The 12,927-nt window shown below is 65.6% G+C and carries 10 protein-coding genes; 5 read left to right on the forward strand and 5 right to left on the reverse strand.

Going from position 1 to position 12,927, the window contains the following annotated elements; genetic code table 11:
- Nucleotides 1-67: 67 nt before the first annotated feature.
- Both V6584_RS03505 and V6584_RS03510 read right to left on the reverse strand, forming a co-directional pair.
- Nucleotides 68-904: an LCP family protein gene (locus V6584_RS03505; RefSeq protein WP_340486201.1), complete on the reverse strand. Its 837-nt coding sequence runs from the start codon at nt 902-904 to the stop codon at nt 68-70.
- 619 nt (nt 905-1,523) lie between these two features.
- A complete protein-coding gene (locus V6584_RS03510) occupies nt 1,524-2,870 on the reverse strand; it encodes an LCP family protein (protein ID WP_340469065.1) in 1,347 nt (448 codons plus the stop codon).
- 487 nt (nt 2,871-3,357) lie between these two features.
- Between V6584_RS03510 and V6584_RS07940 the strand changes: the two genes are divergently transcribed.
- From V6584_RS07940 to V6584_RS03525, 3 genes are all read left to right on the forward strand, one after another.
- Nucleotides 3,358-3,579 carry a WhiB family transcriptional regulator gene (locus tag V6584_RS07940; protein ID WP_404802623.1) on the forward strand — a complete coding sequence of 74 codons (222 nt, stop codon included), beginning with the start codon at nt 3,358-3,360 and terminating at the stop codon, nt 3,577-3,579.
- Between the two features lie 63 nt (nt 3,580-3,642).
- Nucleotides 3,643-6,852 (forward strand): glycosyltransferase family 2 protein, encoded by a 3,210-nt coding sequence (locus V6584_RS03520; protein ID WP_340469068.1) that lies wholly within the window; start codon nt 3,643-3,645, stop codon nt 6,850-6,852.
- Nucleotides 6,852-8,393, forward strand: coding sequence for a DUF5719 family protein (locus V6584_RS03525; protein ID WP_340486204.1), 1,542 nt, complete (start codon nt 6,852-6,854; stop codon nt 8,391-8,393). The genes V6584_RS03520 and V6584_RS03525 overlap by 1 nt, the downstream gene beginning before the upstream one ends.
- Before the next feature lie 50 nt (nt 8,394-8,443).
- On the opposite strand, the gene V6584_RS03530 is transcribed toward V6584_RS03525, so the two are convergent.
- Nucleotides 8,444-8,878: a metallopeptidase family protein gene (locus V6584_RS03530; RefSeq protein WP_340486206.1), complete on the reverse strand. Its 435-nt coding sequence runs from the start codon at nt 8,876-8,878 to the stop codon at nt 8,444-8,446.
- Nucleotides 8,879-9,101: 223 nt separating this feature from the next.
- Here V6584_RS03530 and V6584_RS03535 point away from each other — a divergent pair, with 223 nt between their 5' ends.
- Together V6584_RS03535 and V6584_RS03540 are read left to right on the forward strand one after the other, a co-directional pair.
- On the forward strand, nt 9,102-9,917 hold the full coding sequence (locus V6584_RS03535; RefSeq protein WP_340469071.1) for an HAD-IIB family hydrolase: 816 nt from the start codon (nt 9,102-9,104) through the stop codon (nt 9,915-9,917).
- Nucleotides 9,918-10,021: 104 nt separating this feature from the next.
- Nucleotides 10,022-10,855: a ComF family protein gene (locus V6584_RS03540; RefSeq protein ID WP_340469072.1), complete on the forward strand. Its 834-nt coding sequence runs from the start codon at nt 10,022-10,024 to the stop codon at nt 10,853-10,855.
- Here V6584_RS03540 and V6584_RS03545 read toward each other — a convergent pair.
- The gene (locus tag V6584_RS03545) at nt 10,843-12,240 is read right to left on the reverse strand and encodes a Y-family DNA polymerase (protein ID WP_340469073.1); all 1,398 of its coding nucleotides are present in this window, start codon (nt 12,238-12,240) and stop codon (nt 10,843-10,845) included. The genes V6584_RS03540 and V6584_RS03545 overlap by 13 nt on opposite strands.
- Nucleotides 12,233-12,892, reverse strand: coding sequence for a LexA family protein (locus V6584_RS03550; protein WP_340469074.1), 660 nt, complete (start codon nt 12,890-12,892; stop codon nt 12,233-12,235). Before V6584_RS03550 ends, V6584_RS03545 begins: the two co-directional genes overlap by 8 nt.
- Between the last annotated feature and the right edge of the window lie 35 nt (nt 12,893-12,927).

A 12,927-nucleotide genomic window follows, 5' to 3' on the forward strand; every position in this document is an offset into this window, starting at 1 on the left:
GCAGGCATCGTGTCATGCCCAGGTCGGACGCGGCCGCCTCTTTTCCGGATGTGGTCGAATGTCGTCCCTACCTGCCGGACTGTCCGCCGACCACACCGGGCTCATGGCTGCCCTGGTCCAACTGCTGGAAGAGCTCGGTGTTCTTTGCGGCGTCAAGGAGGACGGAGGAGCCCACATTGCCCGGCCGGTAGTCCGGGTTGGACCAGTAGACGCTTCCCGTCACGCCCTGCCCGCCAGATGCCTTGCGGAAGGCCAGGGCCATCCTCATCACCGTCCAGGGGTTTGCGGATTCATCCACGAGGACCGATTTGAGGGCAGTGGAGATCAACTTCGTGGCCCTGGAGGGACTGAGCAAGACCGAGGGGGTGAAGGCCTTCTTGGTTATGGCTCCTATGACCTGGCGCTGGCGTTCTGCCCTGCCGAAGTCCCCCTTCGGGTCGGAATACCGCATTCGCGAGAAGGCCAGGGCAGTGCCCCCGTCGGCGTCATGGCACCCGGCTGTCCAGTTCATCCCGCTCCTGACATCGTTGACTGTCCGGTCATAGCAGAGGTTGACGCCGCCGATGGCGTCTACCACCTGTTCCAATCCGCCGAACCGGATCATGACGACGTGATCGATCTTGTGTCCTGTGATGGCCTCCACCTGTTCGGTGAGGGCGGGATAGCCGGCCAGGTTGGCGGCGGCGTTGATTTTCATGTCGCTACCCTTGACCTTGACCAGGGAGTCGCGAGGGATGGAAATCAGGGAGCTCGCGCCGTGCTTGGGCTGTGTCAGCACCAGTATGGTGTCCGTGCGGAAGCCGGGAGCGTCGCCGACGTTGCCGGTCCCAGGGGTTCCGTCACGTTGGTCGGAGCCCAGGATCAACCATGTGGAGGCCGAGGAGGCCGGTGCGCCCGTGAGCATGTTCTCATGGTTGAGTTGCCTGCCGACCCACGTCCACATCCAACCGGCCAGTATGACGGCCGCGGCCAGGAGGACGACGAGAAGACCAACGAGGAAATGCCTTAGGGGGTGGCGGGACCTGACCTTGGCGGCAGAGCCGCCTGGGGAGGAAAAGCGACCGGGGGAGGCGGCCCTTTCACGTGGCAGCCCGGACGAGGCCCGTGGCCTGCCCGCAACCATCTGCCTGGAGCTGACGGGCGCCGTCCTGGAGGAGCCGGATGACCTCCTGGGAGCATGTGCGGGCCGGGCCTCCTGTGATGCCTGGGATACCCGTGGGCCTGAGGGGTGGTTGACCCCGTGGTGCGAACGGGCAGAGGGGGAGAAGCTGGGAAGGTCGCCGGTGCCAGTGCGGGATGGAATCCGACCCGTCTGGGAACGAGGCCGGCCAGTGGGCACAAAACTCGGCGGTTCCTGCTGGTCATGTCCTGGGTTGGATCCCTGACTCATGCTTGACTCCTCACCTTGTTCGCTCTGGTCCAGAGTTATCACGGGCTGCTCTTTTGAGGGCCGATCCGGTGGAATCCTGCGCGGGAAAGGCACACATTCGCGGGGTGGATGCAGGGGCCACCGGACTTGACCTTCAATCCTTGGAGGGGACCGCGCACACCGTGGCAAACAGATAACGGTCGGCCATGCCTATGTATTGGCCGGTGACGGCGTCACGGATGGTGCCGTCCTCAGGATTGACGACACCATGGGTCACCGGGTCGATCAGCCGGTTGTCCGCCGTCGTCACCAGACCGGTCTTGGGGTCAGGGGCCGGCAGTTGCGTTCCATCCGATGAGGGCGACCCTTCCGCCGGGGTCGACTGCCCGGGTCCCTGCTGGGAGGTCCCCCCCTGATCGGGTTGGGCTCCATCCGTCTGGACCTTGAGGGGTCTTTGCTCCTTCAACGTCTGCCAGACGGCGCCGGCATCCTTGCTCCATATCACGTGGTTCCTGTTCCACGGGGCTTCTTCGACGGGCAGCGTACGGGAATAGATGTGGGTGGTGTCGATGTTTTTCAGGCTGTTGGCCAGTCCGAGCAGGGTCTGGAGATTGCCCAGGCCCTCGCTCATCTGCAAGGAGGAAAGGGTGGCCTTGGTCAGCTGGTAGAGCCGCGGGAAGTCCGTATACACGTTCATGGATCTTGTTTCGTTCACTATGGTCTTGACCAGGTACTGCTGCCTGGTGGTGCGCATGATGTCCGAACCGTCGGTGCCGACCCCGTGCCGCATCCGGGCGTATTCCGTGGCCTGGATGCCGTCGAGATGGCGCAGCCCCTTCTGCAGGTCCAGACCGGTGATGTCGTCATGTGTGTACTGCGGTATGCAGACATCCACCCCGCCCAGGGCATCTATGATCGACTTGAGCCCGTTGAAGTCGGCCACGACGAACTGGTCCATGTTCAAGCCGGTCAAGGTGTTCACCGCCTTGACGGCGCAGCCCGCAGCCGTGGCGATGTCCCCGCCGATGTTGTAGCCGGTGGCGAAGATCGAATTGAAGAGGACCTGCTGCCTGCTGGCGATGGTGGCACCTGCGCTGGTGGTGCAGGCAGGCGCGTTCACCACGGAATCCCTGGGTATCGAGACCATGTTGATGTAGGACCGGTCCGCCGCGATCTGCACGACGATGGCCGTGTCCGACTGATGGCTGCCGACGAAATCCTTGGGATCGCCGCCGATGGTGGAGTTTCCGGCACCCTCGCGGGTATCCTGACCGAGGACGAGGACGTTGAGGGTCTTGCCCTTGTATATGTCGTCCGGCGCCGTCGCAGCCTTGCGGTTCCCGCCGATATTGAGCGGGGCCACGGCATGCAGACTTCCCCCGATGTCACGTGCGAATGAGATGCCCAAGGTGAGCGTGAAGGCCAGGACTGCAGCGACCGCCATGATGAAGACGTTGCGCAGGTGGTGGCTGGTGGTGAAGCCCAGGCTGTGCTGTGGCATGTCGCCATCCGAACCCTTGATGTTCGGCAACCTGGTGTTCTTGCTATGGGCCGTCAATGGGCACGCCTTTCCTAGCTTGTCATCTCCGCCCGCCACCTTTTCTGCGGCGGGCCGCGCCTGGTCGAGCTCAAACCGGGAGCTCCGGACCATCTGATTGTAGACCGAAAGCGTGGGAATCTCCCCTTATGGCCTTGGGATGCTCCCGTTTCCCTCACGATTGCCGCATTCCAGGTTCCCGGCTGTGAAAAGTGGCCGTCCTTGCCATATTCACGGACCCGACCTGTTCTGCGGCACTTCAGGGTTGACAAAAGTCCACATGTGCGTATGTAATAAAAGTGTGCATAATCGCACTGGGGACTGGGGGGTCGTCATGGGGGAGTTCGTAAATACTCGGTTGAGGGTTGCCGATCAGACACTTGACAAGCCGGTCAGGGGCAGGGATGTGAGAATCGCCCCTCTCATCGACTGGCTAGAGGCCAATGCCGGGATGTCCTGGCGCAACGATGCCCTTTGCGCACAGACTGACCCGGAGGCCTTCTTCCCGGGAAAAGGCGGGTCCACACAGGAGGCGAAGAGGGTCTGCGCCGACTGTTCGGTACGCAAGCAATGCCTGGACTGGGCCGTCGAACATGATGAGCGGTTCGGCATCTGGGGCGGCATGAGCGAGCGCGAACGCCGCCGGTACAAGAAGTCCTTGAGGAAGGGCTGAAGACGGAGCGCACTTCTGGGCGTCCGACCGGTCCGGTTGGCGGGTCTTGCGTACACTGAAGCCATGAGTTCCGTCCTTGCGCAATCACGAGACGTTCCACAGGTCGTGGCATCGGCCCTGGCCGCCCGGGCGGGGTCTGCCGACCAAAAGGTGGACGCCCGGGTGGCGGCGGTTGTGACCGTCGAAGGTGATCTGTCATATCTTCCGGCCACCCTGCAATCGTTGATGAGCCAACGGACCCTCCCGTCCACAATCGTGGTGGGTGACTGCACAGGGGCCACCTCGGAGCCGCTCTATCTGGATTTCCCCGTTCGCGCGGACCCCTCGGACGGGACTTCAGGGTGGACGTCCGTCGGAGACCGGCGGGCTGGTGGAGGGCCTGGCAGGGTGCAGGTGCAGTTGGTCCGCGCAGCCGGTGCCGCCTCATTCGCCGACGCTGTGGGCAAAGCCCTGGGCTATGCCCATCTGCCTGCGGATGTTCGGGCCCTCTGGCTCCTGCATGACGACTCCCGTCCCCTGGGTGAGGGATGCCTTGAAACCCTCGTCGAAGCCTGGAGGAGCACGCCGACGGCCTCCATCCTCGGAACCAAGCAGTGCGCCTGGTCGGGTGAGGGCCTGCACGATGTGGGCCGTTACGCATGGCAGCACCAGACCGTCAGTCTGGTCGTCGACGGAGAACCGGATCAAGAGCAATACGACACCCGGCGGGATGTCTTTTCCGTCTCGACGGCCGGCGCCCTCGTCCCCTTGGACACATTGAAGTCCCTGGGTGGTCTGGGGACCTGGTCCGGCACCTTCGGCCTGTCCGATGACCTCTGCCGCCGGGTATGTCTGTCGGGGGGGAGGGTGGTGGTGGTCCCCGGGGCGGCAGTGGGCCATGCCAGGGCCCGCTTCGAGGGTAAACGAGGCAGGACCGGCCTGGCCCTTCCGGAGGGCAGGGAGTCCGATTCATCCATGCAGGTCATCGATGCGGCCGAACGCTACCTCTTCACTGATTTTCCCCTTCCCGTCTGGCCCCTGGTCTGGCTGTGGAGGTTCCTGGCCTCCTTCTGGTATTTCGCCAGGGATCTGGCCACCAAACGCCCCTACGCCGCCGTATGCCGCCTATGCTCCCCCTTCAGGTTCCTGGTGCAGCTGCCCTCTTATGTGACCATGCGCAGGAGGTTGAAGTCGGTCTCCCGGATGGGCATGGCCCGATTGGAGACCTTGAGTGCGAGCAGGCAGCAGCTGGCCCGTTGGAGGGACAGGAGCCAGGCCTTCGGCGACCAGGCCGATCACCCACTGCTCAGCCATCTGGCCCAAGGCCACCTGCATCGGCAGAGGACCGTCAGACTGGCCTGGGCCTCGGTCATGTCCCTGACGGTCCTTGCCTGCCTGCTCGTATCTGAATGGCCTGTCTGGAAGGCCGTCTTCTCCATGGGAGCCATCCACTCCGACTACCTCCTGTCCTCAGCGGCCTCCTTCGACCAGTTGGTCGGGGCGGCGACGACATCCTGGACCAATGGCGGCGGTTTGGGGGCACCGGCCGCGGCCACGCCCTTCCTTCTCGTGCTCGTGGTCTTCTCGATCCTGACCTGGGGGCATGTCTGCCAGGCCATGGCCCTCATGCTGGTCCTCTGTGTTCTGGCAAGCGCCCTTTCCTTCTGGGCCCTGGCCGGAGTCTTCACCAGGTCGAATCCCGTCAGGATGGCGACCGGCCTGTTGTGGGCCGGGCTGGCCTTCGGTACCGGTGCCGTCGGGAGGGGGGATCTGCCGATTCTGACCCTCATGGCTTTCATGCCGGCGGCGTTCGCCTTCGTCTTCAAAGCCGTGGGGCTCTATCAGACGGAAGCCCCGGCCCATCCCCATGCCTCAGTGCAGAATGCGGCTTTGGCGAGTCTGTGCTTCATGCCGGTGATCCTGGCTGAACCCCAGCTTCTCATCGTTCTGGTCGCGGTCTTCATTTTGTTCGTCTGCCTGGTACCCAGGCACAAGGCCATGCTGGTGCTGATCCCCATCCCCTCGGCCGTGGCCCTGGCCCCGACCCTGGTCAATACCGTCCGCCACTTCAGGGAGGGCCTGTGGCGGCAGGTCTTCGGAGACGTCATGATTCCTTCATCGTCCCTGTCCGGTCGCCCCCGTTCCGCCAGCCTGGCGGACATGGTCGCCCACCTGCTGGGTCTGGACATCTCAGGGGGCTGGCAGGCATGGTTGCAGAGTGGGGACTGGAAGGGAATGGCCTTCCTGGCGGCTCTCCTCGTCATGGTTCTCCTGGCCTTTCTCGCCCTTTTCATCCCCGGTGCCATGAGGGCTTCAAGGGTCATGTGGGCCATGGCCATCATGGGCGTGATCCTGGCCATGGCTTCCTCCTGTGTCGCCATCGGCCTGGATTGGGAGGGACCGGTTGCCGGTTCCACCCTGCCTGGCCTCCTCCTCGCCCTCATGTCTTTCCTCGTCTGCATCTGCCTGGTCGCCGGCAGTGCCGTCAAGCCCTTCACCCCCCTTGAAATACATCGGGGTTCCTCCCTGTCCGCCATGGCCGCCGAGGAGATGTCCCGCAGGGAGAGGAGGAGGGTCAGGAGGGCGGCCGCCCTGGTGATGGCCTCCCACCTGGCCCGTGCCCTGCTCACGGCCCTGCTTGTCATCCTCATCGTCGTCACGGCCGGAAATGGCCTCTTCAAGCCCAGGGGCCACAGTCTGCGGGCCGATGGCAACGGTCTGCCCATGGTGGCGGCCGATTATCTGGCAGACGATCCCGGCCACAGGGTGTTGGCCCTGTCGGCCTCGGCTGGCAACAGGGTCGGATTCACGACGATGAGAACGGCCCGGGGGGACCTGATCGATTCCTCACCGGCGGCCAGGGCCCAGTCGGCATCCGGGCGCAGGGACCCCGTGGAGGAGAGGATAGGGGCCGCAGCGGCCGAGCTCCTGTCAAGTGCGGATTCCTCTGCGATCTCCACGATCTCCTCCCTCGGTTACGGCGGCATCTTCGTCCCGGCCGACATCGCCGTCGAGGGGCATCAGCAGGTCAGGCCGTCCACCCCCAACGAGAATCTGGCCACCAACATCACGGCCAGTGAGGGGACCCAGGTGATCGTCAGCGGGAGGTCCGGGACCTACTTCAGCCTGACCGGTCAGGAGCCGGACCGCCAGAGGGTGGATCAGAGTGGGCAGGAAAGGGCGGAATCCTTGATATGGCGCAAGATATGGCTCTGGTCACTGGTCCTGGTGACCCTGGCCTTCTGCCTGGTGGCCGTGCCCAGGTGGCATGATCGGGAATGGGAGAGGCCATGATGAGCAAGAGGTCAGGATTCGGTTCCACGGGTGGGTGGCGGTCCTTTGCATGGGGCCTGTTGTCCATCGTCCTGGTGGTCGCCTTCGCCGGGGCCGCCGTCCTTTTGGGCCCCCCACCCGCCTGGGTGGATGGGGCCTCGGGTTCCACGGCGCGGACCAACATCGTCAGCCGTCGGGATGTCCTGGCCTTCTGCCCGGCCAGGATGTCCCTGTCGGAATCGGACAAGATAGGGGACGAGCAGTTCCGCGCATCCGAGGGTGACCTGAAATCCGCCGCCCGCTACACCGCCTTCGGTCCGGTCTTCGCCTCCAAGGTGGATCCTCTGTCCGGGGGTAACCCCCTCGTGCTGGGCGACCAGGACCCATTGGACGGCGAGCAGGTCATGGTCGCCGGGGGGGATGTGGATCAGGGGGCCACGATACAGACCACCAGCCTGCTCAAGGCCGAACCGGGGGCTGGGTCCGCCGCCTCCATCGCGTCATGGGCGACCAAGGGGGACATGACGGGCGTCCAGGCCCTTACCTGTCCGGGGGCGGCCATGACCTCCTCCTTCCTCCTGCCGGCCACGAAGCGGGGGTGGACCCAGAAGCTCATGGCCTACAATCCGTCCTCCAAGCCGACAGTGGTCACGGTCACCCTCTGGGGGAGCAAGGAGGCCGGGCGGATAGCCTCGGGAACCCACAGCTCGGTCACCCTTGAGCCAGGGGGGCAGTCCCAGCTTGATGTCGCGGCGGCGGCCCCTGGGCAGGATGCCGTCTTCATGGTGGTCTCCAGTTCCCAGGCACCCGTGGCGACCGCAGTCTGCGCACAGGCCATGGACGGTCTCAAACCGTTGGGGTCCGACTATGTGTCCACGGCGTCCGAGCCCTCGAAGCAGGCGGTCATACCGGGGCTGAGGGCGACCGACAAGACGACGCTGATCGTTTACGGGAACAAGGCGTCCACGGTCAAGGCCTACTGGTTGGGAGACGATGGACGGCAGGAGGCTGCCGAGGCCAAGATCATGTCGGGACAGGTCACCCTGCCCGATCTCGGACAGGCTCCCAAGGGGACCAGGGCCCTGCAGGTGGAATCGGACGATCCGGTCCGTGTCGCCGCCTGGGTCCGTCGGGATGGGGAAGGCGGCCAGGCCGACTTCTCCGTCATACAGGCCCAGCCCCTCCTCCCCGTCACGCAGGGCCCCTCATCGGTCATACCCCTGCCAGGGGCCGTCTCCTCGGAGCTGACCCTCGTCAATGCTGAAGGGGGGGAGGCCGGAGCCAGGCTGACGGCTTTTGACGACCAGGGGAAAAAGCTGGCGCAGAAGGACCTTGAGGTGAAAGAGGGAACGGCCCTGGCGGTCTCGATGGACGACCTGTCCGACGGGGCGGCCGCCATCACCCTGGGTGTGACCCGGGGCAGGCTGGCCTGGAACGCCCGTCTGGGTTCCCGGGACGTGGACAGGGCATCGGCTGCCGGCCTGGCACATATCGCCCCTGGAAGCCTCAGACCTTCGACCTTGGCCGTCCTGTCAGGGCCTGTGGAGGGCATGATCCGCTGAGACCCGACGGGTCCCGCCTCCGCGATGCGGGATCGTGAAGCGCGGGCTGCCTAGAAAGCGCAGGAGGGATCTATGTCCTCGGGGGCCCTGCCGTAAAGGTCGGAGAGCCGGAGGGCGAGTTCCTCGCGTATGGCGTAGGTGACCTCGTAGTTGTTCCTGCAGCGCTCCTGTATGGGCATGCGGTAGAGGATGATCCTGGCGGGAATTCCCCGGGAGGGGGGGAAGGAGCGTGAGAACATCCCGTCGGCCTCGTCCCAGGGGGTGGGTTCCGAGACGGGGACGTCCTCCACGGCGAACTGCACGGGGCCTACCAACTCAGGCCAGGCAAGGTAGAGCCTGCGAATCTGCCTGGCGAACAGGTCGTCGAACGATCCGCAGCGTGTCCGGTAGCGGGGCAGTCTGCTGCCGAAGGTGGGCCTGCGCATCCCCCTGCCGTGGGTGTCACGGTAAATCTTCTGCTGCCAAGGCGCTTGCTGGGAATCCATGGCATCAACCTTAGCCCCTGAGGGCGGGGAGGGGGAGTGGGTATGTGTGGCATGTCCCCCTCGCCCGGGCTCGCCCTCACCGGCATCGGCCGGCACCTCCTTCTCCCCGGTGGTCTGTATCATGGCCCCTGTCGTCAGGCCCGCCATGGGATCCTCAGGGATGCATGGCCGGCCGATCTGTCGGCCTTTCCGGTTGGAAGGCCGAAGAAGGGATGGGGCGGACATGGTTTCAAGGGCGGTCAGGGTTCCCTCATGGCAGGAATGCGATCTGGCGGGACTGTGCTCCCGGGCGGGGGCCTTCGCCTTCGACCTGGACAACACCCTGGCACGGTCAAAATCGCGGATGGGAGATGACATGGCCTCATCCCTGGCCGCCCTGGCCCGTCACCGACCCGTGGCCATCATCTCGGGGGGCCGTTTCGAGCAGATAAGGGACCAGGTACTGGCCGTGCTCCCACCGGAAACCCCCAAGATGAGGATCCATGTCATGCCCACCAGCGGGACCCGCTACTACAGGTGGGAGGATGGCGATTGGCGTCAGGTATACGCCCACGATCTCACCGCAGACGAAAGGCGGGCGGCCATGGCCAGCCTCGAACGCCGTGCCCGCGAGCAAGGTGATTGGGAGGAGAATGTCTGGGGTCCCCGAATCGAGGACCGGGGCAGCCAGATCACCTTCTCCGCTCTGGGCCAACAGGCTCCCGTCGAGGCCAAGGAGGCTTGGGACCCGGACAATGAACGCAAGGACAGGCTGGCCAGGGCCGTGGCCGCCGACCTGCCCGACCTGCAGGTCAGGTCAGGGGGGTCCACCAGCGTCGACATTTCGGCCAGGGGGATGGACAAGGCCTACGCCGTCAGATCGCTGGCGGGGATCCTCGGCCTGGCAACGGACGAGATCCTTTTCGTCGGCGACCGGATGGACCCGGACGGCAACGACTATCCGGCTGCCACGGCAGGCGCGTTGGCCCTGCGTGTGCGTGACCCCGACGATGCCCTCCTCCTGGTCAGGGAACTCAACCGCTGCCTGGGCGGGGTCTGAATCCCGGCAGGCACCGCTTTCGGACCGGTTCCCGACATCCGACCACATGGGCCGACCGATGCCGGCAGCGGCGGCGGGCCTGGTTGGATGGCCGCATGCGATGGATGAACCAGGATCACGGCGGCCCCGACGCTGACCGCCCAAGCAGCGGGCGCCCGCAAGGAGGCCGGCCTTCCCCGCCGTCTGAGCCGACGGTGCGGGGGGCGGACGGCGCCCTGTCCGGCCTGACGGGCTGTCTGTTCTCGCTGGGGCGCTCCCTGGTGGATGTCTTCCTGCCCAGGGGCTGTGCAGGCTGTGACAGGCCCGACCAGGTCCTCTGCCCTTCCTGTTCTCTTCTCTTCGCCCAGGCCAGGGCCATCCCCGCCCCTTACCTGGAATTGGGCACCGCCCATGTCTGCGCTGACTATGCGGGGCCGGTCAGGCGGACCCTGCTCTCTTGGAAGGACCACGGCGACATCGAGGTGAACCGCCCCCTGGCCGCCGCCATCTCCTCCCTGGCCCGGACCATCCTCCCCCTCATCCTGTCCGCCTATTCCTCCCTGCCTGCACGAGGGCGTCTCCTGGTGGTCCCGGCACCCTCCTCGCCCTCCTCTCTCAGGCGAAGGGGGCGGTCACACCTGGCCCCCCTGGCCGCAGCCCTGGCGGAGACGCTGACCGGGTCGGGCCTGCCGGCCGAACCTGCCCCCTGCCTGGCCCTGCGGGGGGTCAGGAAGAAGGCTGTCCAGGCAGGTGGCCGAGCAGCCAGATCCCACCGGCTGACAGGCCACGTGGAGTGCGTCGGCCGCCCCTGCCCGGAGGGTCGGGCTGTCATCCTCCTGGACGACATCATCACCACGGGGGCGACCCTTCGGCAGTGCGCCTCCGTCCTGAATGAAACAGGCGCGCACCCGCTCACCGCCCTTGCCCTGGCCGGGGCAGGACCTCCTCAGCGGGCATAGGCCACGGCCATCTCGTCCCACCGGGTAGTGCACCTGGGGGAGAGGAGACGCCTGGTCATGGACCACTCGGCGCCGGCATCGTCGTTCATCCTCCCCTTCCCGCGAATCCCCCCATATCCGATTCCCACGCGGAAGGGGCCGTAGCGACGGGCGGCCTGCTCAATGACCGAACCCAGGTCATGCTCGTCCCGGCTGGGTCCCAGCCCTTCCAGGGTCTGGAATCCGTCGGCGTCCAGCAGGTCCAGCAGGACCACCCCGGCCCGTATGTAACGGGCATGGGGATCGATCCTCCCCCTCAAGGCCTGGCAGGCGGCCCGGGCGATGACGATGGGGTCGTCGCTGGGATCCTCCAGGGTGACGGTGTGGTTGGAAGCCGTGTAATCCTGCGGGCTGTAGGGGCTGGTCGAGCAGAAGGCCCTCACCCTGGTGCAGAGGCCGTTCTGCCGGCGGAGCCTGCGGCAGGCCTTCTGGGCGTATATGCTCAGGGCCTGGGCCAGGGTCTCGTACCCCTCGATCGGGGTGGAGAACATGCGGGAGCACAGGATCTGATCGGTGCGCACCCCCTGCGAGGCATCCTCCTCGCGCTCTATGCAGGGCACCCCCCTCAACTCCAGGACCGTGCGCTGCAGGAGGACCGAGAAGCGTCTTCTGATCAGGGTCGGATCGGCCTCACGCAGGTCCAATGCGTTGACGATACCCATCCCCATCAGCTTCCGGGTCAGGCGGTGGCCCACCCCCCAAACCTCACCGACCGGGACCGAGACCAGGGCCTGGTCGCCATGGGTGGCCTGAACCTCCTCCCACAGGGTCACGCCCCCCTCGGCCGGGTGGTCTTTGGCCCAGTGGTTGGCCACCTTGGCCAGGGTCTTGGTGGGGGCCACACCCACGCTGACAGGTATCCCCGTGCAGCGCAGGACGGTCTGGCGCAGGTCCCTGCAGATGGCCATGGTGCCCTCGTCATCCCATAAGGTGTTCATGAAGCACTCGTCGATCGAGTAGACCTCCTGGTTGGGCAGGAACCGGCTCATGATCGCCATCATCCTGTGGGAGAGGCTGGCATAGAGCTCGTAGTTGGAGCTGCGGGCCACGACACCGTCATGTTCGGCCTGTCCCCGGATCTTGAACCAGGGTGTGCCGTTCTTGATGCCCAACCTCTTGGCCTCCCGGTTGCGGGCCACCACGCAGCCGTCGTTGTTGGACAGGACGACGACCGGCCGGCAGGCCAGGGAGGGGTCGAATACGGCCTCGCAGGAGGCGAAGAATGAGTTGGCATCAGCCAGGACCACCTGAGGGACCAGCCGCTGGTGGAGATCACGGGGGTCCACGTGCCCATCCCGGTCACCGTCATCCTCCGGGCTCGGGTCCCTGCCTGTCTGGTCAGTCATGGTGGCCCCACTCCGCACTGGGGTAGACGGAGCCGAAGGAGGCCTTCCCGGTGGGCTGCATGGTCCGCCCGGGTCCGCCTCTCGCTCCCGCCTGCCCATCCGATCGTGCAGGAGGGCGCTGGCCGGGATAGGTGACGTGGGGGAGGGGCCGTCCCCCCCTGCTGGGGGCGGTCTGGGGACGCTGCCAGTGGTAGTTGCCCGTGACCACCCCCCAGATGACCAGGTCTTCGCCATCACCGGGGGTGAAGTCGGGATAGGCGGGGTTCTCGGCGTGGAGTATGGCCTTTCCCCGTCGGCAGACCAGACGTTTGACCAGCATTTCGTCATCCAGGATGGCGACGACTATGTCCCCCTCGTGAGGTTCCAGGGACCGGTCCACCACCAGGAGGTCCCCGTCGAATATGCCGGCCCCCGTCATGGAATCGCCTGCGACGTGGATGATGAAGGTGGAGTCCGGGTGGACGATGACGTTCTCGTCGAAGCTGAAGTCCCCGTTGAAGTAGTCCTGGGCCACGGAGGGGAATCCCGCATGGACGGACTCCAGGGCCTGGGGGATGGGGCGCGGGTCCCGTCCCGCCTTCGTAAGGGCATCCGCAAGGCAGGTCCCTGCCCTGGCCAGGACCCCTGTCTTGTCTTCGACCTGTCCAATCATGTCATCACCTCGGGCCTAGTCGTATTCGAACATAT

Origin of the sequence: Bifidobacterium favimelis (genome assembly GCF_037963085.1) — a bacterium.
Lineage (GTDB): Bacteria > Actinomycetota > Actinomycetes > Actinomycetales > Bifidobacteriaceae > Bombiscardovia > Bombiscardovia favimelis.